The organism is Bifidobacterium pseudolongum subsp. pseudolongum DSM 20099 (assembly GCF_000771225.1).
GTDB classification, from domain to species: Bacteria; Actinomycetota; Actinomycetes; order Actinomycetales; family Bifidobacteriaceae; genus Bifidobacterium; species Bifidobacterium pseudolongum.
The window spans coordinates 59,044-82,614 of sequence record NZ_JDTZ01000005.1 but is presented as its reverse complement, the minus strand read 5'-3'; the positions used below and the strand labels follow the sequence as shown (position 1 = coordinate 82,614).

The window sequence follows — 23,571 nt, the reverse complement described above, 5'->3', positions numbered from 1 at the left end:
ACTCAGGAGGCATTCGTGGCCGTTACTCGGAGATAAGACATGAATATGAATGAATATGAAAGGAACAAATTATTCAGGGAATCGATATCAGTAATTGGAAGGCAGATTTCGATCCTGGCCGGGTACCATTTGATTTCCTTGTGGTGCAGGCCACATGGGGTGCGGGTGAGTTCACCGGCAACGGGATCGTGCGTGGCGTGTGGACGGGTGCGGACGCGAAAATCCAGCGATGCATTGCGCTCAGCAAACCGTTTGGCTACATGCACTACATTCGTGGAGTCGGTGCCGAAGCCGAGGCTCGGTTCTTCGCAGTGAACACGGTCGGCTATTTGCATCACGGTCTGCCCGCTGTGGACTGGGAGGCTGCTGACAATACGGCATGGGGTGATACGGCGTATCTGGATAGGTTCCTGTCTAGGTATGTCCGGCTAACCGGTGTGCATCCCCTGGTGTATGTGCAGCAGTCGGCTATGGCATCCGTCGCTCCGGTGGCAAGCCGGCATGACTGCGGTCTGTGGGTGGCGCAGTACGCGGATGATGCGCCGACCGGCTACCAGTCCCATCCTTGGAACGAGGGCGCATATGCATGCGCGATGCGCCAGTATTCGTCGCATGGGCGACTGCCTGGATATGCCGGAGACCTCGACCTCAACGTGTTCTATGGCGACCGTGCCGCATGGAACAAATACGTGATGCGCGGTGCATGATTTGGTGACTTGTTGCGTGAAAGGAGGTGAGGCTTATTGGATGATACTCAGAGCCTGATGGATGATGCACATGCGGATGTGGAGAGCGATGACGATTTCACCCCGACATTCAGTCCGCGTACGCGCACAGTGGTGTATGTGGCATGCATGGTGATGGGTGTGGTGGCGTATGTGCTGACTGTGACCACATCCGCGATTGACGCGCCTGTATGGCTTACGGTGGCATGCGCCACGTGCACCGCGGTGCCGGGCTATGTGGCCGCTGCATTTGGGGTGCATTACGATGGCATCAGCATTCGCAGATAGTGACTGATGCACGTCGTAGGCAAATCCGGTTGAGGTGATCCAACATCGATTTGTGCGGTGGACGGAAAAGCCGCCGGCGCGGCTCCATACAATGGAAGGGCGAAAACAGTAAGGAGAGCACATGTTCATCGATCATGCGGCTGTGTACGTGGAGGATCTGGAGCGCGGCGCGCGTTTCTACGAACAGTATTTCGACGGCGTGCGCGGCGAGCGGTATGAGAATCCGCGGACCGGGTTCTCGTCGTACTTCATCACATTCGACGGCGGCAATACGCGCCTGGAGGTCATGGCATAACGACGCGATCGCGCGCCCGGTGGATCGCGGTGCGCGTGGGTATGCGCACGTCGCGTTCAACGTCGGCTCGCGAGAGCGCGTGGATGAACTCACCGCGCAGCTCGTGGCGGACGGATATGAGAAAATCAGCGGTCCGCGCGTCACCGGAGACGGCTATTACGAAAGCTGCATTCTGGATGCGGAAGGCAACACTGTGGAGATCACCGGCTGAGCGCATCGATTCACAGAGGATTTTGAGGTTGCTTTACAGGAACGCCAAGAGTGGGGTGGGTACCATGTAATCACCGGCCGCAAGGTTGGTGGAAAACTGAATATCTTCTCTTCTTCTTCCCTCTCTATGAGGCCCGGCTTTTGAACCCCTTCGGCCGGGCCTCATTTCTTTTTCCTTTATGCGCCTACCAACGGCGGCGGGCGAGCCAGTAGCCGAGCAGCGCGCCGCCCACAAACAGCAGGGCAGGGGCAAAGGAGGAGAGCATGGCCACCACGTCGCCCACCGTCGATGGCATGGGTGTATCGGGCAGGATGTTGTGGAAGTAGCCATACAGCATCGGCGCCGTGGCCCCCGCAAGCATCGCGAGCGCATACCAGCGGATCGCTTTGCGTGAGCGTTGCCGGAACAACAGCGCACCGCCGGCGACCGGGCTCGCCACGAGCGTGCTCACCCCGCTCACCGGTGTGAACAGCGCGTCGGCGTCGGGCATCAGGGGCACCCGGCCCACCAATACGAGGGCCGCCACCCCGAGCACCGCCGCCGTGACCGCTATGCGGTGCCGCCTGTAGAACCGCCTCCACGTACGCATGGGATCATCCACTCCTTATCAATCAATCGAACTGATGTTCGACTCTCTCTGTGCGCCATTATGCCCATTGCCCGCAGACATGCCGCGCCGCGCGTACAGTGGGCGCTTATGCATGCTTTCTTTTCACGATTCGGCTGGCAGATTCTCGGTGTGCTGTGCCTCGCCGGCGCCGTCGCGCTCGGCGTGGCCGTGCACACGTACCACATCCTGCCCATGGACACCGCCATCTACGACTGGATCCACACACACATGATCAGCCCGGGGCTCACGCCGGTGGTCCGTGCGTTCACGCAACTTGCGAGCGCGGTGGGGCTCATCGTGATCGCCATGGTGTTGCTCATCGTGCTTGCTGTGCGCCACCATGTGCGCATCGGTGTGGCGATCGCGCTCAATCTGGCGGTGGAGGCCGCGCTGAACGAGGTCATCAAGGCGATTGTGCAACGGCCACGGCCCTCGGTGGAGCATCTGGTTGTGGAGCGCGGCTTCAGCTTCCCCTCCGGGCATGCGATGGCAGCCACCGCCTTCTACGGATTCCTCATCTATCTGCTGTACCACTACCGGCGCCATACCGCCGCTGTTTGGGCGCTCATCGTGGCGTTGGGCGCGATTGTGCCGGTCATCATGTTCACGCGTGTGTATCTTGGCGTGCACTATGCGAGTGATGTGCTTGCGGGCTGTCTGTTCTCGATCGCGTACCTGACGCTGCTTTCGGTACCCGTGCTGCGGCGCACCCTGCTGCGGCCGCTGAGTGCAGGTGCCGATGAGGTTGCTGCGTAACCCGCCGCCCTCATCTGCTATGGCTGTTGGTGTCGATGGTCAGACACCAACAGCTGTGTAGGGCGCGATTGATGGACGTTTATGGGTGACCTCAGACACCAACGTCCATCTTGGGCAGCTGTGGCGACCTTCCGTGACTGAGCTTAGACACCAACAGCTATGTAGGGCGCAATCGGCGGTAGCCTGTGTCTGAGCTCAGACAGGGACGTCCATCATAAGGGGGCATATGGCGTTCAGGAGCGTGGCGGTGAGGGCCGCACATACTGACTCCAACCGTTTGGCCGCATAACGAAAGAGACCCGGCCAAGGGAAGTGGTCGGGTCTCTTGAGAGAGGAAAGAGAAGAAAGAAGGTTTCAGTTATGTCAGCTGTTCGGCTGATGTCTTCAATATAACCACGGCTGTCTTGAGAGAACGGTGGAGAATTCTGAAAGTCTTCTGTGAATTATTGCGCAGGCCGGATGGACGCCCACAACAACCCCGTCATGTTGCCCGCCCAATCGGCGTGCGGGGCCGCGGACGAGGTGCCGAGCGCCTTGTACGCGAGCATCGAACCGAGCACGGTCTGGAACAGGAACGGCGCGTCGAGCCCATCGCGGAACGCGCCGATCGCCATGCCCCGGCGCAGAAAATCGTAGAACCGTTCGGCCGCCGGCTCGATCACACTCTTCGCGATGTTGCGCAAGTGGGCGTTCTCCGAAGACAGCACGACGCCAATCGCCTTGAGTTCGAATTCCTCGTCGAAACAGTCGATGATGTGCTGTAACACGGTGCGCAATGATTCACGCGACGGCTCGAGCGCGGAGAAATCCAGCGACGGCGCCACGGTGAGCGTGAGGTGCCGGATCAGGTCGTCGGTATTGGCGTACCGGCGGTAGATCGTGGTCTTGGCCACACCCGACCGCCGCGCCACTGATTCGATGTTGACCGCGCCAATGCCTTGGGCGATGATGATCTCCAACGTGGCGCGCATGATCTTGCTGTCGGTACGCTCGCGCTGCTGCTCTTTCGTCTCTTTCATATTCATGCCCATCCCTTCAGCCGACCAGTTTCGTGCTTTCCACCTTGGCGCTGTACCATGCGTTGAACTTGCCCAAGCTTGGCCGCAGCAGCAGTCCGATGAGCAGCAGCGGCACCAGGAACAGCGCGAGTTTGCCCATGGCTATCCAATAGTCGTTTTCATAGATGCCGGCGATCGCGCCGCGCAACGCCGTGACCGAATACGTGACCGGCAGGAACGGGCTGAGGTCACTCACGAACTTCGGCAGGATCGCGAGCGGGTACGCCGCGTCGGAACCGGAGATCTGCATGACCAGGAAGAGTACGCCGATCGCCTTGCCCACGTTGCTGAAGCTTGCCACAAGCGTGTAGGTGAAGAACGAATACACGAGCGAGCTGAACCAGCCGGTGAGCATGAACAACATGGGGTGCACCGACTGTACGCGCAGGAACAGCAGCGTGCCGGCGCATGAGAACGTGCTCTGCATCAGCGCGATGCAGGCGAACACACCGTAATGGCCCAGGAACTCCTGCCATGGCTTCGGGTCGCCCAATTCCTTGCTGCGCTTGGCCGAAAGGCTCGTCTTGAGCGTGACCACGAGCAGCAGCGCCCCCACCCACAGCGGCAGGAACGTGTAGAACGGCGTCAACGCCGCGCCGAAGTTCTCCACCGGGAACAGCCTCTTCGTCTTCAACTCCACGGGTGCCGAAAGCGTGGTGGCGAGCGCATTGGAATTGCCGCTGAGCACCTGCTTGACCATCCCCATGTCCCCGGTCGTCAGTGCCTTGTTGAGCTGGCCGTTGAAGTCGGAGAGCTTCTTGCCGGCGTTTTCGAGGTCGGTCGCGGAATCGTCGATCAGTGTGCGCACGCTCGTCAGCTGTGTTTTCGCACTCTCGCCCGCGCTGTCGAGGTCGCCGAGCGCGTCCTTCGCCGTGCCCACGCTCGTGTTGATCTGCTGCGCCGCGCTGGTGAACGAGCTGTTCATCTGCGCGAGGTCAGGCTTGATCGTCGAGTCGAAGTCGCCGCTGATGCCGCTGATCGCAGCCCCGGCCTGCGCGGCGAGGTCTTTGATCGACGCGCGCGTATCGCCGTTGACATCCACATGGTCGGTGATGTCGGCGGCGGCCGCGTCGAGTGTGCTCGCCAGATTTCCCAACGTCTTCGAGACGGCGTCGAGGCGGTTGATGAACGATTGGATCCCTTGGCGCACCAAGCCGTTTTCCGGCAGCGACGATCCGTCGAGGAGTGCCTGCAGGCGGTCGCGTGTGGCGGCGTAGGCCTTGCTTTCCGCCGCGATGTTGCCGGACTGGTCCTTGATCGCGGCCACGGCGGCGTTGGCTTGGCCATCCACGCTGCTGAACAGTGTGTCGACGCGCCCGGAAAGCGCCTCGAGGCTGCTTGAGCTGGCGTCGAGCGCGTCGCCGACCGCCGCCACGGAGGTATCGAGCGCGCCGGTCAGGTCACCCACCGCCTTTTTGGCGTCGCCCATTTTGCCCGCCGCGTCTTCGGCGGTGTCGCCGGCCTGCCCGATGAGCTGCTGCGAACTGCTGAGCAGCGTCTGGGCGGAGTCGGTCAGGCCGGCGTACGCGCGCAATGTGGAGGCGCTTTCGTTGAGTGTGCCCGACAGCTCGCCGATGTTCGCGTTGAAATCCTTCAGCCGGCTCTGCGCCTCCGGTTTGCTGAGCGAATCGAGCATCGACGAGGCGATGTCGAGCGCGGTGCCCGTAAGTGTTTTGGCGAACATCTCGTTGATCTGCGCGGAGATCTCGTCGGCGCCCTGCCCGGTGACCTTGGGGGCGAGCGCGTTGAGTTTCTCGTTGTTGTAGTAGTCGAGTGTGGCGTGCTGCGCGTCGTTCGTGAAGAACGTCATCATCGTCTTGCTGAAGCCTTTGGGAATCACCACGGCTGCATAGTATTTGCCCGATTTGGTGCCTTCGATTGCGTCCTGCGCGGTTTTGGTGAAGGTCCAGTCGAGCTGTGAATTGGCGCGTAGTGTGTTGATCACCTGGCTGCCGATGTCGACGCGCACGGGCAGCAGGTCGCCCTTGTACCCGTCGTCTTCGTTCGCGATGGCGAACTGCAGGTTGCGGGTGTTGGCGAAGGGGTCCCAGCAAGCTGCCACGTTGAACCAGGTGAACAGGCCGGGGATCACGGTCAGGCCGATCACGATGATGATCGAGACGATGTTGCTGGTGATGTGTTTGACGTCGCTGACGAAGATCTTGCCGATCATGCTCATGATGCGTGCTTCCCTTCGTGGTGCTTACGGCCGTCGAACAGGCGATGGCGCAGTTGGTCAAGGTTCATGTCGAGTGCGTCTTCCAAGTCCGCGAGATGTTCGACGTCGGGGGAATCGTCGTCCTCGTCCGCACCGTGGGGCGCCCCTTGGGCCATCACGGCGCTGAACCGGCGCCTATGCTTGTGCCCGCCGCTCAGCAGGCCCTGGTGCAGGATCAGCTCGCGCAGCGACTGTTCGCTGAGGGTGCCGAGTTCGGCTTGCTGGCGCAGGCTGTCGCGGATCGATTCGACGACCATGAGGAACGTGATGATCAGCAGGATCCAGACGATCCATGTGGCGAGCGCGACGAGCTTGGTGCCGTCGGTGAACGAGAACGTGACGAACAGCACGATCGGCACCACGAACCCGGCCACCAATGCGCCGCGCATGAGCTTGGGGTAGAGGTGCGCGAATCGGTGGGCGCGCTCCTCTACCTCTTTGCGGTAGCCGGCTTGGTCGGCGAGCACGCGGATCGCGAGCGAGAGGTTGAAGCGGTGCACCGGCGTGTACACCTGCTCGCCCACAATCATGTCCGATTCCTCGATTTCGCGCGCGAACAGGTGGTTGAAGTTCGACATGAGCGGGCGCAGCCCCAGCCCGATCGCGAACGACAGCGCTGCGAACAGCAGCAGTGTGAGCATCACCTTGCCCCAATGGCCGTCGTAGAAGCCGCCGATCGTCTCGCGGAACGCGTCGATCGAATAGGTGAAGGGGAACAGCGGGTACAGCGCACGGTAGAAGTGCGGCATCATCTCGATGGGGTAGAGGCCGGAGGCACCGGGGATCTGCAGCATGACCATCGCCACCACGAGCGCCTTGCCCACGTGCATGAACGTGGCGGAAAGCGCGTACGCGATCGACACATAGACGAGCGAGGTGAACCATGCGGTGAACACGAACAGGGGCGCGTTCACTGTCTGCACGCCGATGACCAGGTCGCCGATCGAGCACACGAGCCCCTGGAGTCCCGCGATCATCGCGAGCAGCAGCCAGCGTGCCATGTAGGTCTGGTTCATCGTCACATGCCGCCCGGCGAGGCCTTCGTCGTCCACTTCGAGCTTGATGAGCACCATGAGCATGAACGCGCCCACCCACAGCGCGAGGCTCGTGAACAGCGGCGCCATCGCGGAGCCGTAGGTGTGCACGGGGTAGAGCGTGTGCGTTTTCAGCACGGTCGGCGAGAGCATGAAATTCGCGATGCGCTCGGCGTTGAGCGAGCCGCCGTCGCCGGTGATCTCGTCGAGCACGTTCACATTGGCGAGCGCGCCGAGATCGGTGCCCACCGTGTTGAGTTTGCCGATGAACGTGTCGAGCAGCGCGTCGGTACTTTTGAGCGAATCGGCGGCGTCGGCGCAGATGCTCCCGAGTTGGGTGAGCACGATCTTGCTTTGGCCGACGAGCGCGCTTTCGCCGCTCAGGCCGCCGGAGAGCGTGCCGCTCGTGCCGGCGAGCGCGCTCAGCCCGGCGTTGAGCTGTGGCAGCGCGCTCGAGCTGAGCGTGTTGCGCGCGCCACTGATCGCGTTCAGTGTGCTCGTGCTGGTCTGCGAGAACTGGTCGATCGTGCTTTGCGCACTGGTGGCCGCGGTTTTTGTGGAATCGTTGAGCTGGGTGAGCGCGGCGAGTGTGGCCGCCGCTTTCTGGTTTTCGCGGGTCAGGTCGTCCACGATCTGGTTGATGTCTTCGGTGAACGGGTTGTCTGGCAGATTCTTGAGGTCTTCGATGATCTGCGCCACGTCGTTGTTGACGCTCGTCATGCTGTTGAGCGCGGTGCCGGCGGCGCCGTTGGCGGTGAGGATGCCGTTCGTGATGCGTGTGGCGTCGGTTGTGGCCTGGCCGCTCGCCTGCAGGAACAGGTTGCTGCCTTTGTCGAGCTGGTCGGAGGCGCTTGCGGTGAAGCCGTTGAGCCCGGATTGTGTTTTCGTGAGCAGGCTGGAGGCGGTAGCCAGTCCGGTGCCGGCGGAGTTGGCGGCAGCGGTGACGCCGTCGAGCGCTTTTTCGGCTGCGTCGGTCTTGGTTTTGGTGTTGGACAGCGTGGTGCGCAGGTCGGCGATCATGGTGCGCGTCTTGCCCAGGTTGTCTTTGGTTTTGGTGATCTGCGCGAGCGCCTGCTGCACGGAGCTGTCTGCCTGACTGCTGATCGACGTGTTGGTTGTGTTGACGATGCCGCTGATCACGCTGCTGGCGGTGGAGACGAAGGTGCTGTTGACCTGGCGGTCCACAGTTGTGGCGCCGACGCCGGTGATCTTGGGGGCCACGGCGTTCGCCTTCTCGTTGACGTAATAGTCGAGCTGCGGGCGTGTGCCGGAACTGGTGAGCACGTTGGCCATCGCTTCGCTGAAGTCGCCGGGGATCACAATGGCGGCGTAGCAGTGCGCCGATTCGACGCACTCCATGGCTTCGGCTTTCGACATGAATTGCCATCCGAGCTGGTGGTTCTTCTTGAGGGTGCCCACGATCTGGTCGCCCAGATTCATCTTGCCCAGCAGAGAGCTGTCCGCGCCCTTGTCTTCGTTGGCCACCGCCACGCGGATGCCCGATGTGTTGCCGTACGGGTCCCAGAACCCGGCGATGTTGAACCACGCGTACAGTGCGGGGATGAACGTGAGGCCGAAGATGATGACCCATGCCGTGGGTACGCGGACCAGGCGCTTGAGGTCGCGCTTGAGAATGAACCATATGTTGCGCATGGGTCTCCTCTTCTGCCGGACGGTGAACAGTGCCGTAGGGCCATCATAAACGATACGCTCTACGTAGCGCTACGGGTAGTGTAGCGTTATGCCGAAGGCGTGCGCGCAGTTGTGCTGTGGGCGACCTGTGATGCGCTGCCAAGTTCCACAATACAGTCCGCATTGTGGAATTAATGGGGATTCTTTGCGCAAAACTCTTGTTTTACACGCTTGTGGCCAATAGATTGTGAATCATTCACGTACCAACGCAGCGCATGTCCGTCATGCAGACGCCAGTCTTCCGCATGACGGTCTTTTCGCGGCGCGCAAAACCAAGCAAGCACGCGCCGGGCTGCCCCACCGAAACGGAGCGCAACGCATGACCCAGCAGTCCGCACTGCCCACCGCGCAAGACACCAAACGCCGCCTCGCCGTGCCCGACTACATCAACATCGGCGTGTTCTCCGCACTGTATTTCATGATTGTGGCGCTGTGCGCACTCGTCAGCAACATCATCTTCGGCGTGGCCGGCAACCTGCTGCTGCCCGCGTTCGCCGCGCTGCTCGCGGGCCCGGTGTTCATGCTGCTCAACGCGCGCGTGCGCGCATTCGGCGCGACCACCACGATGGGCATGGTGCTGGGACTGTTCCTGTTCGTCTCCGGGCACTTCGCCACATCGCTCGTCACCGGCATCGTGTTCCCGCTGCTCGGCGACCTCGTGGCGCGCCTCGGCGCCTACCGCAACAAGGCGGCGCTCCTCGGCGGCTACGTGCTGTTCTCGTTCGGCTGCGTCGGCCCGATTCTGCCGGTGTGGCTCATGAAAGACGCCTACATCGCGAGCCTTGAGCGCAAAGGCAAGGACTCCGCCTACATCGCGAGCCTGTTCGACCACGTCAACATGGCCACGTTTGCCGGCGCGATGCTCGCGATCGTCATCGGCGCGCTCGCGGGCGGCATCTTCGGCCTCACGCTGATGCGACGCCACTTCGCCAAGGCCGGGGTCGCGCAATGACGCAAACCGCGGTGCGCGTGGCCCGCGCCCACACCGGCTCGCTGCGCCTCGACCCGCGCGCCAAGCTCGCCATGCTCGCCGTGGCCAATGTGCTCATGTTCCTGCACGCCGGCCCCGCCGCGCAATCGCTCGCGGTCGCGCTGTTCTCCCTGCCGCTGCTGCTCGGCGGCAAAGCCGCGGCTGGTGCGCGCATGCTCGCCGTCTACGGTGCGCTGTGTGCGGTGGAATGGGCGAGCGCGCTCGGCGTGGACCGCCTGCCGTGGCTGCACATCGCCGGCGCCACCGCGGCCGGCGTGTGCATGATGATGCCGTGCCTGACCGCCGGCATGGCCATATTCGCCACAACACGCCCGGGTGACATGGTGTGCGCGATGCGCCGCATGCGCGCGCCGGACGCGCTCGTGATCCCCGTGGTGGTGATGATGCGCTTCTTCCCCACGATCCGCCATGATTACCGGCTCATCCGCCAAAGCCTGCGCCTGCGCGGATTCGCTGGCGGCGGCATGGCGTTGGCACGGCATCCGCTGCGCTCGCTCGAATACATATTGGTGCCGCTGTTGATGAACGCGGCGAACGTGGCGCGCGACCTGACGGTGGCGGGCCTGGCGCGCGGGTTGGGCGCGTCCGGCGAGCCGTCGAGCATGGTCGAACTGCGCATGCGCGCGGTGGATTGGCTCGCCGTGGCGTTGAGCCTGGCGCCGCTCGCGGTCGCCGCGGTCACCGGCTGAGAAAGGACAGGGGAGTGGACAGCACGGCATTGTGCGAAGTGCGCGACTGCACGTTTGCATACAGCGGCGAAGGCGCCGCCCTGCGCAACGTGACGCTGCACGTGCGCGCGGGTGAACTCGTGATGCTCGTCGGGCCCAGCGGCTGCGGCAAAACCACCGTCACGCGTCTCGTCAACGGGCTTGCGCCGAGCCATTTCACCGGTGCGCTCACCGGGCGCGCGTGCACCGGCGGCCTTGAGGCCGGCCGTGCGCCGCTCGAGTCATATGCGCGCGTGGTGGGCAGCGTGTTCCAGAACCCCAAAACCCAGTATTTCCATGCCCGTTCGACCGACGAACTCGCATTCCCGTGCGAGAACGTCGGCATGCCGGCGCCGCGGATCCGCGAACGCGTGCGGCAGGTGGCGGCGCGCTTCGGCATCGACGACCTGCTCGACCGCGCAATCGTTAACCTGTCGGGAGGCCAGCAGCAGCGGCTCGCCGTGGCGTCCGCGGCCGTGCTCGAACCGGCGGTCATGGTGCTCGACGAGCCGACGAGCAACCTCGACGCCGCGTCGATGGCGCGCCTGCACGGCATGATCGCCGCACTGAAAGCCGACGGGGTGGCGATTGTAATCGCCGAACACCGGCTGGCATGGTGCGCCGATCTCGTGGACCGCTACTGCGTGTTCGGTAGCGGCGAACTGCTTGGCACCTACACCGCACGCGAATTCGAGGCACTGCCGGCGTCGCAGCGCGAGGCGTGGGGGTTGCGCGCGCTCGACGTGAGCGAGGACCGCGCGCGGATCGCCGCCCTCTCGCACCTGGAGTGCCCGGCGGGAGGCGCGCCGGTGCTCGGCACACGAGGGCTCGAAGTGGGATACCGCACGCGCGGGATGCTTCGACGCGGACGTGGCGCGGCATTCAGTCGGCGCATTCCGGACGTCGATGTCTACGGCGGGCAGATCGTGGGAATCATGGGGCATAACGGCGCCGGTAAAAGCACCTTCGCGCGCACGCTGTGCGGGCTGCAGGCGCCGCTCGCCGGCACAATCGAACTCGGCGGCGAGCCGGCGAGCGCGTCGGCGCTCTCGCGCGCCGCGGCACTCGTGATGCAAGACGTGCACTACCAGCTCTTCGCCGAAAGCGTGCGCGCCGAAGTCATGCTCGAAACGGTGCAGCGCGGCGGCAGCGAACAGGAGCTCGCCGCCGCGCGCGAACAATGCGACGCGCTGCTGGCCGAACTCGATCTGCTCGACGTGGCGGACCGGCACCCGATGAGCCTTTCCGGAGGCCAGAAGCAACGGCTCGCGATTGCCGTGGCGTTGATGGGAAAGAAGCGGTTCGTGGTGCTCGACGAGCCGACGAGCGGGCTCGACCGCGCGCACATGATGCAGGTCGGCGCGCTGCTGTGCGCGCTCGCCGACCGCGGGGTTGCGGTGCTCGTCATCACGCACGACGACGAGCTCGCCGCCCACTGGTGCGACCGGATCCTCGCACTGGATTGAGTTGATTGGCGGGTTCAGGCGATCTCGAAGAGCTCCATGAGCCAATCGCTCGACTCCGTGGAGGATTCGCCGGAGTCGGATTCGCTTGATCCGGTACCGGAGCCGTCCGCCTCTTGCTGGTGTGGTGCATCATGGGGATAGCGTTGGTCGGAGGGCCTGGCCATCCTCGATTGTCCCTGGCGAGTGCGCCTTTTCGCTACGGGTAGTGTATTTTTGGCGTCGCTGCGTCTATGAGCCGCCATTTTCCAACGATTGTATCTGGCGGCTGGCTGCGGGCGCGCTACCCGTAGCGAAGGGGCACTACCCATAGCAGAAAAGGATGCTACCGGTAACGGAAAGGACTGCTGTGTTGGGTGGGGATGATGATCATATTGGCAATATATTCGCCGTTTTCGTCATCGCCGTGGCCGCCCACGGCTGGATTCTAGACACTGACGGTCATCCAAAGCATGGGTGGTGACCGCTTCAGTCTAGCCATTAGACGCCGACGACCATCTAGGGTATGGGTGGTGACTGCTCCTGTCTAGCCACTAGACACAGACGACCACCCAAGAAGCCGAAGACGGCTGCATATAGCTGGTCTCTAGACACGGACGGACGCCCAAAGCACAAATGGCAGCCGCATGCGTCTGCCCACTAGACACCGACAGCCATCCAGAAGCGGGGTGCGGTATTCTTTGGGATTTTCTAGGAGGTCAGTCCTAGGCTTTTCCTGTATTGTACCGGGCTTTTCCCACGCAGGGTTGGGATGCAGCGGAAAGTGGGATGCGTGGGGAGGGCTGGAGAGCCTATAGGGCTTTTATCGCTGAATGTGCGCCCAAAGTGCACCCAAACAGTGCGGTCATGCGTATGTGTGGTGATATGAGTGAGGCCCTGAATCCATGGAATTGCAATGGTTCGGGGCCTTTGTCGGTGCCCCCCCAGGGATTCGAACCCTGAACCCACGACTTAAAAGGACGCTGCTCTAACCGTTGAGCTAGAGGGGCAACAAGCCGCTATTCTACAACCACCGCACGAAAACGCAAAATCGGGTGTGGGACGGCCTCCCGCACCGGGGCGCGTGCGCTAACGTAGTGCCTATGTCTTGTACCACATTGTTAGTCGGCAAATCAGCCAGTTACGACGGATCCACCATCATCGCCCGCAATGACGATTCAGGCAGCGGCACCTACGACCCCAAGCATTTCGTGGCCGTGGCGCCGGCCGACCAGCCGCACCACTACCGCAGCGTGATCAGCCACATGGAGCTCGACCTGCCCGGCGACCCTTGCCGCTACAGCATCGTGCCGAATGTGGTGCCGAACCGCGGCGTGCTCGCGGAGGCCGGCGTCAACGAACACAATGTGGCGATGAGCGCCACCGAGACGATCGCCGTCAATCCGCGCGTGCTCGCCGCCGACCCGTTTGTGGCGCTCAAGCCGGCCGTCGGCGAGCCGGGCGAGCCGGGGTATGTGGAGGAAACACCGGGAGGCTTTGGCGAAGAGGACATCATCACCATCGTGCTGCCGTACGTCAAGACCGCGCGCGAAGGCGTGGAGCGCCTCGGCCGTCTGCTTGAGGAAGTCGGCACGTACGAGTCGAACGGCATCATCATCAGCGACGTCAACGAAATCTGGTACGTCGAGACAATCGGCGGCCACCACTGGATCGCGCGCCGTGTGCCCGACGACTGCTACGCGGCGATTCCCAACCAGCTGGGCATCGATTCGCTCGATCTGGACGATGCGTTCAGCGAGCGCCGCAACAACATGTGCAGCGCCGATCTGCGCGAATTCATCGAAGAGAACCACCTCGACCGTGACATGACGAGCCCAGACGGCAGCCCCGCGCACTTCGACCCGCGTTCGGCGTTCGGCACGGCCACGCCGAAAGACGCGATCTACAACACGCCGCGCGCGTGGTACATGCAGCGCCATCTCAATCCCAGCGAAGACTGGGATTCGCCGGCCGCGCAATACACGCCCGCCTCGCAGGACATGCCGTGGTGCCGCGAGCCGGAGCGCAAGATCACGATCGAGGATGTGGCATTCCTGCTGGGCTCGCATTTCGACGGCACGCCGTATGACCCGTACGGCACCGCGGGCACGGCGGTGACGCGCCACGCCTACCGCCCGATCGGCATCAACCGCACTGGGCATATGGTGTGCATGCAGATCCGCCCGTACGCGGCGCAGGCGTACCGGTCGGTCATGTGGATCTCGTACGGCTGCGGCGCGTTCACCGCGCCGGCGCCGTTCTATGCGAATGTTGTGGACACGCCCGCGTACCTGCGCGACACGCCGGGTGTGGACGCGTCAACTGATTCGCTGTATTGGACGAACCGCATCATCGCGGTGATCGCCGACGCGCACTGGTATGGCACGATGAACCTGATCGAACAGTACATCGAGGATGTGCAGACCTACGGCCATGCGCTTGTCAAGCACACCGACGCATCAATCGCCGATGACGCCGACGCGCTCGAAGGCGACAACGGCACGGAGCGCACGGCGGCGGTGCGGCTCGCGCTCGGCGAGGCGAACAATCAGATGGCGCACTGGCTGCAGGGGCGCACGCAGCGGTTGCTCAACCAGGTGCTCTACGAGGCGAGCAACCTGATGCATAACGCGTTCAAGATGTCTGATCACTGGACGAAGTAGCCGCCTCCCCGTCGGGATGGTGTTCGGGTTCGGGGGCGGCGGCCGCTTTGGTGGCCTTGCCGCCTTCGAACCGCAGGGTCGGCTTGGCTTCCATGCGGCTCAGTCCATTCCATGCCAGGTTCACGATCAGCGCGGCGAGCTGCTCTTTGCTCAGTTTGCGCCGGTCGGCCCAATACTGGCCGGTGTACACGGTCATCCCCACGAGCATCTGCGCATAGTACGGCGCGTTCTTCGCGGGCAGTTTCTGCCGTTTGAACCACTCCTCAAGGATCTGCCCCACGCGCGTGGAGACGTCGCCGAGCAACGACGAGAACGAGCTCGTCGGGTCGGTCGTCGGCGAATCGCGCGCGAGCACCTGGAATCCTTCGGTGTTCTCCTCTATATAGGTGAGCAGCGCGAGCGTCGTGCGCTCCACGATTTGGCGCGGGTGCACGTCGTCGGCGCGCAGTGCGCCGAGGAGCATGTCGTTGAGCGCGCGCATCTCGCGGTCCACGACGACCGCGTACAGGCCCTCCTTGCCGCCGAAATGCTCGTAGACGATCGGTTTGCTCACTTTGGCGGTCGCGGCGATCTCTTCGACGCTGACCGACTCGAAGCCTTTTGCGGCGAAGAGCGCGCGCCCGACGCAGATGAGCTGTTCGCGGCGTTGGTATGAAGACATTCTCGAAGCATTGGCCATGCCCACCAGTTTTTCACATCCCCTCGCCCGGCCGGGCTTGGGGCGGTGCGCGCAATGGTCTAGGCTGGAGGGCATGGATACCAACATGGTGTACGGCATCATTGCCGTCGTGGTCATCGCGGTGCTGCTCATTGTGGGCGGCATCTGGATGGACCGCTCACGTAAGAAGAACATACAGCAATCACAAGAGGCCGCGAAGGCGAAGGCCGATGAGCGTCTGGCCGCGGAACGTGCGGCGCAAAAGCCCACGGTGCCCGAGCCGGCCGGGCAGGGGAGGGAGCGCGCCGAACAGACTCCGGACACGCTCGCGCCGCCCGCCGAGCCGGGACTCGTCGAGGAGCCCGGTCCCGAAGGGGGCGAGTCCCTCGAAGCGGTCGTCGTCGAGGAGCCTGCCGAGCCAGTGCCGCCCGTCGAGAAGCCGGAAGGCAAGAAGGGCCGCCTGCAGCGCCTGCGCGAACGCCTGTCGAAGTCGGGCAATCCCTTCGGCAAGGCGCTGTTCAACATTCTGGCGAAGGACCACCTGTCGGAGACCGACTGGGAGGATGTGGAAGACACGCTGCTGCTCGCCGATGTGGGCGCCGAGGCTTCCGAACAGCTTGTGGAACAACTGCGCACCGACGCGCGCGTGACCGGCGAGACCGACCCCACGCAGCTGCGTGAGGCGCTGCGCAGCGAACTGCTCGCCTTGGTGGGCACGGATGTGGACCGCAGCCTCGAGGCGGAGAAACCGGGCGCCAAGAAGCCGAGCGTCATCATCATGGTCGGCGTCAATGGCACCGGCAAGACGACGACCGCGGGCAAACTCGCGCGCCTGTTCGTCTCGGAAGACAAGACCGTGATGCTGGGCGCCGCCGACACATTCCGCGCCGCCGCCGCAGACCAGCTCGAGACGTGGGGCGCGAAAGTGGACGTGCCTGTGGTGCGCTCCGACAAAGAGGGCGCCGACCCGGCCTCGGTGGCGTTCGAAGCCGCCGCGAAAGCGAAGGACGACGACGTGGACGTGCTGATCATCGACACCGCCGGCCGCCTGCAGAACAAGGCGAACCTGATGGACGAGCTCGGCAAGATCCGCCGCGTGACCGAAAAGAACCTGCCCGTGGACGAAGTGCTGCTCGTGCTCGACGCCACGACCGGCCAAAACGGCATGGCGCAGGCCAAGGTGTTCGCCGAGGCGATCGGCATCACCGGTGTGGTGTTGACGAAGCTCGACGGTTCCGCGAAGGGCGGCATTGTGATTTCCGTGCAGAAGGAACTCGGCGTGCCGGTCAAGCTCGTGGGTGTGGGCGAGGGCCCCGACGATCTGGCCCCGTTCGATCCCGAATCGTTTGTCGACGGGATCCTCGGCTGACCCAAGCAGCCCTTCGCAGCCCTCTGCGTGAGGTTACACATTCGTAATGCGCCGTAACTTGTTCAAAATCCGCGGGGCGTTCCATAGCGCATGTGAGCCCCGCAGGGGGCTGCATCATTGGAGAGTCGCCCACGCGATGCGCGGGACGAAAATGAAAGAAAGACTACATAAATATAAATAGGGAGGTGGCCGTATGGGACAGCTTGATTCCGGCAATACCGCGTGGATCTTGACCTCTGCGTGTCTTGTGTTCCTGATGACGCCAGGTGTGGCGCTTTTCTACGGCGGCATGGTCCGTGCGAAGGCCGTGCTCAACATGTTGATGATGGAAGCCGCCGCGCTGTCCGTCACGATGCTCATCTGGGGCCTGTGGGGATGGTCGATCGCATACGCCGGCAATTCGATCGGTGGTGTGTTCGGTGATCCCGCCACAGGGTTCCTGCTGCGCGACACAATGGTCGCCCAGGATGGCGTGTTCACATCCGCCGGGGTGAACAGCAACAACTACCCGGCCAGTGTGGACGTGGCGTTCCAGGCCGCGTTCGCCATGATCACCGTCGCCCTCATCTGTGGCGCGATCGCCGAACGCGTCAAGTACAGCACGTGGATGATCTTCGTGGCGCTGTGGATCACCTTCGATTATGCTCCCATGGCCCACATGGTGTGGAACGGCGGCATCCTCTCTGCGGATGGCGCGATCTCGCAGGCGATCGGCGCCGCCGCGCACGACTTCGCAGGCGGTACGGTCGTCCACATCAACGCCGCTGTGGCAGCGCTGATCATCGTCCTCATCATCGGCAAGCGCAAGGGCTTCGGCACCGAGCCGATGCGCCCACACAACGTGCCGTTCGTCATGCTCGGCGCCTTCCTGCTGTGGTTCGGCTGGTTCGGCTTCAACGCGGGCTCCGCCTTCGCCGCCAACGGCGTGGCCGGCTACGCCTGGGTCTCCACGTCGCTCGCCGCGGCGGCCGCCATGCTCGCCTGGGGCTTCACCGAGAAGATCCGCACGGGCCACTACACCGCGATCGGCGCCGCCTCGGGCATCGTGGCCGGCCTCGTCGCCATCACCCCGGCCGCCGATGTCGTTTCGCCGCTGTGGTCCATCGTGCTCGGCGCGATCGCCGGTATCTGCACGTGCCTCGCCTGCTCGCTCAAGTTCAAGCTCGGCTACGACGATTCGCTCGATGTGGTCGGCGTGCACGGTGTCGGCGGCCTCATCGGTACCGTGGCCCTCGGCTTCTTCATGCAGGACACCGGCCTGTTCTGCGGCGGCGACTGGCGCCAGCTCGTCGTGCAGATCATCATCGCGGTCGTCGCCATGGCGTTCTCCGCGGTCATCACCACCATCATCGCCTTCGCGCTTGAGAAGACCGTCGGCTGGCGCGTCACCACCGCGCAGGAAGTCAGCGGCATCGATCTGGCCGACCAGGGCGAGCGCGCATACGATTTCGCTGGCACCGCCAGCTCCGTCATCAGGGAGATGAAGTGAAATGAAACTGATTACCGCCATCATCCAGCCCCATAAGCTCGACGACGTCAAGGAGGCCCTCGCGGCCGCCGGCGTGCACGGCCTGACCGTTTCGGAGGCCAACGGCTACGGCCGCCAGCGCGGCCACACCGAGATCTACCGCGGCGCCGAATACACGGTGGACCTGATCCCCAAGATCCGCGTGGAGGTCCTGTGCGACGACGCCGATGCGGAAACACTCGTCGACGTCATCATCAAATCCGCCGGCTCCGGCACGATCGGCGACGGCAAGGTGTGGGTCGCCCCGCTCGACATGGTGGCGCGCGTGCGCACCGGCGAAACCGGCTCCGCGGCCATCTGACCGCACAACAAGACATGCGCGGGCGGGCGGTCCCTGAACCCTTCCGCCCGCCCGCGCGCAATCCCATCCCCGCGTGGCGCAGCAAGCGCGCGCGGGGATTCTCATACGCGAAAGGAACCCATGCCCAGCGCAGTCAGCGATCTCAAAACATGCATGCTCGAACTGAGCGCGCCGGACGCGGACGGCGTACTGCGCGGCGGCACCGCCAAGCGCGCCGCGCGCACCGCGCTCGCGATGGACGCGCTGGCGCAATTGTGGAACGAAGCCGCGCAGGCCGTGCCGTTCGACGTGCCGAGTCGCGGCGTAGCGCTCGCCGCCGTCGGTTCGCTCGCGCGCGGGCAGATCGGCCCCGCGTCCGACCTCGACCTCGTGCTGATCAGCGACGGCCGCGCGTTGGACCATGCGCGGCTCGCCGAACTCGCGAACAAGCTGTGGTATCCAATCTGGGACGCGGGAATCGACCTGGATTATTCGGTGCGCACAGTGGCGGAGTGCGAGGCCGTGACCGACCACGACCTGCCGGCGGCGATGGGCTGGCTCGACGTGCGCGCGGTCGCGGGCGACGGTGAACTCGTGACGCGCACATCCACCGCCATTTTGGAGCGCTGGCGCAAGGCCGCGCGCAAACGGCTGCCGGAACTGCTCGACTCCGCGCGCGTGCGGCTGGAGCGGTTCGGGCAGATGCCGTATGTGAACCAGCCCGACATCAAGGAGTCACGCGGCGGACTGCGCGACACCGTGTTGTTGGGCGCGCTCGCCGCGTCGTGGCTCGCGGACCGCCCGCACGGCAGGTACGACGCCAGTGTGGAACGCCTGCTCGATGTGCGCGACTGCATCCATATGGCCGCGGGCAAAGACACGAACCTGTTGCTCGCGCCATACCAGGCGCCGGTAGCCGCGATGCTCGGGCTTGCGGATCCCACGCTGCCGAGTGGTGCGCGCGAGGCGAAGTCGATCGATGATTTGCAGACATTGCTCGCGCGGCTCGGGCGCACCATCGCGTTCTCGCTCGACGCCACGGCGGCGCGCGCCGAACGCACACTCGTGCATGACAAACCGCGTTTTTCGTTCTTTCAGCTCCGCCATCCGCGCGCCGGCGGCAAACGCGAAGCGCCGACATTCGACGTGCTCGCCGCCGGCGTGGCCGAGCACGAACACGAGGTTGTGCTCGCCCCCGGCGCCGATGTGCGGACCGACGGCGCGCTGCCGCTGCGTGCGTCGGTAGCAGCGGCCGAACACGGACTTTCGATCAATACGTCCACACTGCTGAACCTGCGGCGCGCACCGATCCGCTACACGGAGTGGACGGACGAGACGCGCGCGCTGTTCGTGCGCCTGCTCGCCACCGGCGATCAACTGGCGCGCACGTGGGAGGAGCTGGACTTTGTGGGGATCCCCAGCCGGTGGATGCCCGAATGGGAGGCGATCCGCAACCGGCCGAGCGCCTCCGCCGCGCACCGCTTCACAATCGACCGGCACATGCTCGAAGTGACGGCGCAGCTCACCCATGTGCGTCCCGATTTTCTGGCGGCCGGGGTGGCGCCGCGCACATCCGAGAACTACACGAGCGACCAGTACACGGCGCTGTTGCTCGCGGGGATCCTGCACGACATCGGCAAACGGCCCGGTGTCACTGACCACGCGCGTGAAGGGGCGCGCCATGCGCGCGCGGTGCTCACGCGCATGGGTTTCGACCCGCGAATCGTGCACTGGGCTACATTGCTTGTGCGCGAGCATCTGACACTTTCGGAATTCGCGAGTTCGCGCAACCCGAACGACCCCGAGGCGGGCGGTGAGCTTGCGCGGCGCGTGGAGCACGACCCGGCGCTGCTCGACATGCTGTTCGACTTGACGCGTGCCGACATGTGTTCGTTGGGAGCCACCGCCGAAGAGCAGATCTCGGGCAAGGTGGGGTGGAGCCGGTGGCGCGCCAAACTGGTGACGACGATGGCTTCGGTCGCGCAATACCACATGTGAATGGTGCGGGCAGTATAGCAGAGAACTAGCCATATGGCAAATCGGAACAGTGGGGAATGGAGGCTGTACACCTCGTATCCCCACGCTATCCACAGACTTATCCACCGAATGTGGATAAAATCAGCGGCAATCCACATGGTTATCCCCAGAATGTGGATAAATCACGATTTTGTGGATACACCAATCCACAGGGCGGCATCACCGTGGTTTTCTGCCCACCGCCAAAATGCAGTGGCCTGCTGGACTGGTATCCAGCGTCGCTGTTTTCGCTCACTGCAGGATGCTGTGCACGCGCTGCTGCAGCGCAGGCACCACGTCGCGCTCGAACCACGGGTGGGCGCCGAGCCAGATGCCGTTGCGTGGCGAAGGGTGCACGATGGGGAAGAACTCGGGCAGGTAGCTGCGGTAGTCCTCGACGATGCTCGTGAGCTTGACCGACGACTTGAGGTGCAGGTAGTGGTGCGTCGCGTATTGGCCCACGAGGATTGTGAGCTGGATATCGGGCAGGTCGGCCAGGATGCGCGGATGCCACTTCTCGGCGAATCCGCGCCGCGGCGCCAGGTCGCCTGATTTGCCTTTGCCCGGAAAATAGAAATCCATCGGCAGGATCGCGAACATGCCCGAATGGTAGAACGTGTCGCGGTCCACGCCCATCCATGCGCGCAGGCGGTCGCCGCTTGGGTCGTTCCAGAACAGCCGCGTCTCCTGCGCGCGCACGCCCGGCGCCTGCCCCACGATGTTGATGCGCGCGGTCGTGGGCGCACTGAACAGCGGTGGAATGCCCCGCTCGGTGTAGCTGCGGTTGGCCGGGTCGGCCATGATCTCCTGTGTGATGCGCTCAATCGTTTCCATCGGTCACCTTTCCATGTAGGGGGCAGGGCACGTCACTGCCGCGCGTCGATGATCCCATGCACGCGTGTGCGCAGTGCGGGGATCACGCGCTCGTCGAACCACGGATGCTCGGTACGCCAGATGTTGGTGCGGCCCGAAGGGTGCACGATGGGGAAGAACTTGGGCAGGTATTGTTCGAAATGCTCCACGGTCTGCGTCTCGCGCGCTTCGGTGTTCTCATGCAGGTAGTAGCGCTGCGCGTCTTCGCCCGCTAGGACCGTCAGCTGCACATGCGGCAGGTCCGCGTTGATCTGCGGGTGCCATTGTGGCGCGACCCACGGGCGCGGTGTGTCTCCATGGCCGTCCTCTCCATCGCCGAGGAAGTAGAAATCCATCGGCACGAGCGCGAACAGGCCGGAATGGTAGAACGTCTCGCGGTCCACGTCGAGCCATTCGCGCAGGCGGTCACCGCTGCGGTCGTCCCAGCACAGCCCGCTGCGCTGCGCGTCCGCGCTCGGCGTCTGGCCGACAATCGTGATCACGGCGGTGGATGGTGCGGAGAACACCGGCTTCCACCCTTCGGCGGTGAAGCGCGCGTTGCGCGGGTCGTTGATGATGCTGGTTCTGATGTCTTCGATACTTGCCATATGCAGCCTCCCATATCCTGATTTCCGATTGTAGGCGCGACACCTCGGTGGGCGACGGGTCACGTTACAGGGAAAATGCGGCAGCCCCCAACAAGTGCGTTGATGCCTCTCCCTCTCCGTCCTCTTCCGCTACGGGTAGTGCTCCATCCGCACGGTTTCGCCTGTGCCATTCCATGGATATACTCGTGAGCTATGGCTGAAGGATTCCAGAAAACCGACATGAATGACGCATCGCTGTTCGACCGCGTGCCCCCGCACGATGATGACGCCGAGCGCGCCGCGTTGGGCGGCATGCTCGTGAGCAAAGACGCAATCGGCGAGATCTCGCAGGCCCTCGACCCCGAGGATTTCTACCAGCCGAACCACCAGACGATCTATGAGACGATCCTGGCCATGTTCAGCGCCGGCGACCCCGTGGACAGCGTGACGGTGGCCACGAAGCTCGACGAGCGCGGCGACCTGCAGAAGATCGGCGGTGTGAACTACCTGCACGACCTGGCGTCGGAGGTGCCGACGGCCGCGAACGCCCTGTATTACGCCGAGATCGTGCACCAGCGCGCGCTGCTGCGCCGCGTGATCGCCACCGGCACCAAAATCACCCAGCTCGGCTACAACGCCGGCGGCGCGCAGGCCCAGGACGTGATCAACCTGGCACAGGCCGAGGCCTACGAGATGGGCGAAGGCAAGGTGCATCAGGACTACGTGCCGCTGCGCGACGCCGTGAACACGGCGCTCGACCAGATCGACCGCATCCAGAAAGGCGAGATCGAAGCCGGCATCCCCACCGGCTTCCGCGAGATCGATGCGATGACGAAGGGCCTGCAGCCCGGCCAGATGGTGGTGGTGGCCGGCCGCCCCGCGATGGGCAAATCGACGCTCGGCGTGGACTTCGCGCGTTCGGCCGCGCTCAAGCACCACGAGCCCACCGTGATCTTCAGCCTCGAGATGAGCCGCATCGAGCTCGCGCAGCGCATCATCGCCGCGGAGACGAACATTCCGCTCGCCGCGATGCGCAACCCCGACGACATCGACCCCGGCCGCTGGAACGTGCTCAACGACTTCTACGGCAAGCTCGAGAGCGCCCCGCTGTACATCGACGATTCGCCGAACATGAGCCTCATGGAGATCCGCGCCAAGTGCCGCCGCCTCAAGCAGACGCAGGGCCTCAAGCTCGTGGTGATCGACTATCTGCAGCTCATGAGCTCGGGCAAGCAGGTGGAAAGCCGCCAGCAGGAGGTTTCCGAATTCTCGCGCGCGCTCAAGCTGCTCGCGAAAGAGCTCGAGCTGCCGGTCGTGGCGTTGAGCCAGCTCAACCGCAATTCCGAGATGCGCAACGACCGCAAGCCGCAGATCTCCGACCTGCGCGAATCCGGCTCGATCGAGCAGGACGCCGACGTGATCTTCCTGGTGCACCGCCCCGACGTCTATGATAAAGAGGACAGGCCGGGCGAGGCGGACATCATCATGGCAAAGCACCGCAACGGCCCCACCGCAACGTTCCAACTCGGGTTCCAGGGCCAGTACTCGCGCTTCAGCGACATGGCCCAGAACATGCAACAGGGGGTCTGAC

22 protein-coding genes and 1 tRNA gene are annotated in these 23,571 nt (G+C 63.9%); 14 read left to right on the top strand and 9 right to left on the bottom strand.

Going from position 1 to position 23,571, the window contains the following annotated elements:
• The first annotated feature begins 140 nt into the window (after positions 1–140).
• From OU02_RS05005 to OU02_RS09025, 4 genes are all read left to right on the top strand, one after another.
• Positions 141–707 carry a GH25 family lysozyme gene (locus OU02_RS05005; protein WP_051918349.1) on the top strand — a complete coding sequence of 189 codons (567 nt, stop codon included), beginning with the start codon at positions 141–143 and terminating at the stop codon, positions 705–707.
• 57 nt (positions 708–764) lie between these two features.
• A complete protein-coding gene (locus OU02_RS05000) occupies positions 765–1,013 on the top strand; it encodes a hypothetical protein (RefSeq protein WP_033489125.1) in 249 nt (82 codons plus the stop codon).
• A gap of 121 nt (positions 1,014–1,134) precedes the next feature.
• A complete protein-coding gene (locus tag OU02_RS09030) occupies positions 1,135–1,308 on the top strand; it encodes a VOC family protein (RefSeq protein WP_225531739.1) in 174 nt (57 codons plus the stop codon).
• A gap of 19 nt (positions 1,309–1,327) precedes the next feature.
• Positions 1,328–1,519: a VOC family protein gene (locus OU02_RS09025; RefSeq protein ID WP_225531738.1), complete on the top strand. Its 192-nt coding sequence runs from the start codon at positions 1,328–1,330 to the stop codon at positions 1,517–1,519.
• A 184-nt stretch (positions 1,520–1,703) separates the two neighbouring features.
• Here OU02_RS09025 and OU02_RS04990 read toward each other — a convergent pair whose 3' ends face one another.
• Positions 1,704–2,108, bottom strand: coding sequence for a hypothetical protein (locus tag OU02_RS04990; RefSeq protein WP_022858152.1), 405 nt, complete (start codon positions 2,106–2,108; stop codon positions 1,704–1,706).
• A gap of 108 nt (positions 2,109–2,216) precedes the next feature.
• Here OU02_RS04990 and OU02_RS04985 point away from each other — a divergent pair, with 108 nt between their 5' ends.
• Complete coding sequence (locus OU02_RS04985; protein ID WP_051918350.1) at positions 2,217–2,885, top strand: phosphatase PAP2 family protein; 669 nt, start codon at positions 2,217–2,219, stop codon at positions 2,883–2,885.
• Positions 2,886–3,328: 443 nt separating this feature from the next.
• Here the strand turns inward: OU02_RS04985 and OU02_RS04980 are convergent, their stop codons facing one another.
• From OU02_RS04980 to OU02_RS04970, 3 genes are read right to left on the bottom strand one after another with little or no spacing between them, the layout of a single operon-like run.
• Entirely contained in the window at positions 3,329–3,910 is a 582-nt protein-coding gene (locus tag OU02_RS04980) for a TetR/AcrR family transcriptional regulator (RefSeq protein WP_238552106.1), read from the bottom strand.
• Positions 3,911–3,920: 10 nt separating this feature from the next.
• Positions 3,921–6,122 carry a YhgE/Pip domain-containing protein gene (locus OU02_RS04975; protein ID WP_033489124.1) on the bottom strand — a complete coding sequence of 734 codons (2,202 nt, stop codon included), beginning with the start codon at positions 6,120–6,122 and terminating at the stop codon, positions 3,921–3,923.
• Complete coding sequence (locus OU02_RS04970; RefSeq protein ID WP_033489123.1) at positions 6,119–8,848, bottom strand: YhgE/Pip domain-containing protein; 2,730 nt, start codon at positions 8,846–8,848, stop codon at positions 6,119–6,121. Before OU02_RS04970 ends, OU02_RS04975 begins: the two co-directional genes overlap by 4 nt.
• A 358-nt stretch (positions 8,849–9,206) precedes the next feature.
• Here OU02_RS04970 and OU02_RS04965 point away from each other — a divergent pair, with 358 nt between their 5' ends.
• From OU02_RS04965 to OU02_RS04955, 3 genes are read left to right on the top strand one after another with little or no spacing between them, the layout of a single operon-like run.
• Complete coding sequence (locus OU02_RS04965) at positions 9,207–9,839, top strand: MptD family putative ECF transporter S component (protein ID WP_051918352.1); 633 nt, start codon at positions 9,207–9,209, stop codon at positions 9,837–9,839.
• Complete coding sequence (locus OU02_RS04960; RefSeq protein WP_033489122.1) at positions 9,836–10,567, top strand: energy-coupling factor transporter transmembrane component T; 732 nt, start codon at positions 9,836–9,838, stop codon at positions 10,565–10,567. The genes OU02_RS04965 and OU02_RS04960 overlap by 4 nt, the downstream gene beginning before the upstream one ends.
• A gap of 14 nt (positions 10,568–10,581) precedes the next feature.
• Complete coding sequence (locus OU02_RS04955) at positions 10,582–12,051, top strand: ABC transporter ATP-binding protein (RefSeq protein WP_033489121.1); 1,470 nt, start codon at positions 10,582–10,584, stop codon at positions 12,049–12,051.
• Positions 12,052–12,065: 14 nt separating this feature from the next.
• Here OU02_RS04955 and OU02_RS08830 read toward each other — a convergent pair whose 3' ends face one another.
• On the bottom strand, positions 12,066–12,215 hold the full coding sequence (locus OU02_RS08830) for a hypothetical protein (protein ID WP_155270063.1): 150 nt from the start codon (positions 12,213–12,215) through the stop codon (positions 12,066–12,068).
• A gap of 749 nt (positions 12,216–12,964) precedes the next feature.
• Positions 12,965–13,037, bottom strand: a tRNA-Lys gene (locus OU02_RS04950).
• A 93-nt stretch (positions 13,038–13,130) separates the two neighbouring features.
• On the opposite strand from OU02_RS04950, the gene OU02_RS04945 reads away from it, so the two are divergent.
• Positions 13,131–14,690 carry a C69 family dipeptidase gene (locus tag OU02_RS04945; protein WP_033489120.1) on the top strand — a complete coding sequence of 520 codons (1,560 nt, stop codon included), beginning with the start codon at positions 13,131–13,133 and terminating at the stop codon, positions 14,688–14,690.
• Here OU02_RS04945 and OU02_RS04940 read toward each other — a convergent pair.
• Positions 14,662–15,369, bottom strand: coding sequence for a TetR/AcrR family transcriptional regulator (locus tag OU02_RS04940; RefSeq protein ID WP_080720558.1), 708 nt, complete (start codon positions 15,367–15,369; stop codon positions 14,662–14,664). The genes OU02_RS04945 and OU02_RS04940 overlap by 29 nt on opposite strands.
• A gap of 73 nt (positions 15,370–15,442) precedes the next feature.
• On the opposite strand from OU02_RS04940, the gene ftsY reads away from it, so the two are divergent.
• From ftsY to OU02_RS04920, 4 genes are all read left to right on the top strand, one after another.
• Entirely contained in the window at positions 15,443–16,717 is a 1,275-nt protein-coding gene (gene ftsY / locus OU02_RS04935; RefSeq protein WP_033489119.1) for a signal recognition particle-docking protein FtsY, read from the top strand.
• A gap of 193 nt (positions 16,718–16,910) precedes the next feature.
• Entirely contained in the window at positions 16,911–18,206 is a 1,296-nt protein-coding gene (locus OU02_RS04930) for an ammonium transporter (protein WP_033489118.1), read from the top strand.
• 1 nt (position 18,207) lies between these two features.
• Entirely contained in the window at positions 18,208–18,546 is a 339-nt protein-coding gene (locus OU02_RS04925) for a P-II family nitrogen regulator (protein ID WP_022858139.1), read from the top strand.
• Between the two features lie 120 nt (positions 18,547–18,666).
• Positions 18,667–20,523 carry a [protein-PII] uridylyltransferase family protein gene (locus OU02_RS04920; RefSeq protein ID WP_033489117.1) on the top strand — a complete coding sequence of 619 codons (1,857 nt, stop codon included), beginning with the start codon at positions 18,667–18,669 and terminating at the stop codon, positions 20,521–20,523.
• 270 nt (positions 20,524–20,793) lie between these two features.
• Here the strand turns inward: OU02_RS04920 and OU02_RS04915 are convergent, their stop codons facing one another.
• Both OU02_RS04915 and OU02_RS04910 read right to left on the bottom strand, forming a co-directional pair.
• Positions 20,794–21,375 carry a uracil-DNA glycosylase family protein gene (locus OU02_RS04915; RefSeq protein ID WP_033489116.1) on the bottom strand — a complete coding sequence of 194 codons (582 nt, stop codon included), beginning with the start codon at positions 21,373–21,375 and terminating at the stop codon, positions 20,794–20,796.
• Between the two features lie 32 nt (positions 21,376–21,407).
• On the bottom strand, positions 21,408–22,001 hold the full coding sequence (locus OU02_RS04910; RefSeq protein ID WP_033489115.1) for a uracil-DNA glycosylase family protein: 594 nt from the start codon (positions 21,999–22,001) through the stop codon (positions 21,408–21,410).
• Positions 22,002–22,193: 192 nt separating this feature from the next.
• On the opposite strand from OU02_RS04910, the gene dnaB reads away from it, so the two are divergent.
• Entirely contained in the window at positions 22,194–23,570 is a 1,377-nt protein-coding gene (gene dnaB, locus OU02_RS04905; RefSeq protein WP_033489114.1) for a replicative DNA helicase, read from the top strand.
• The last annotated feature ends 1 nt before the right edge of the window (position 23,571 follow it).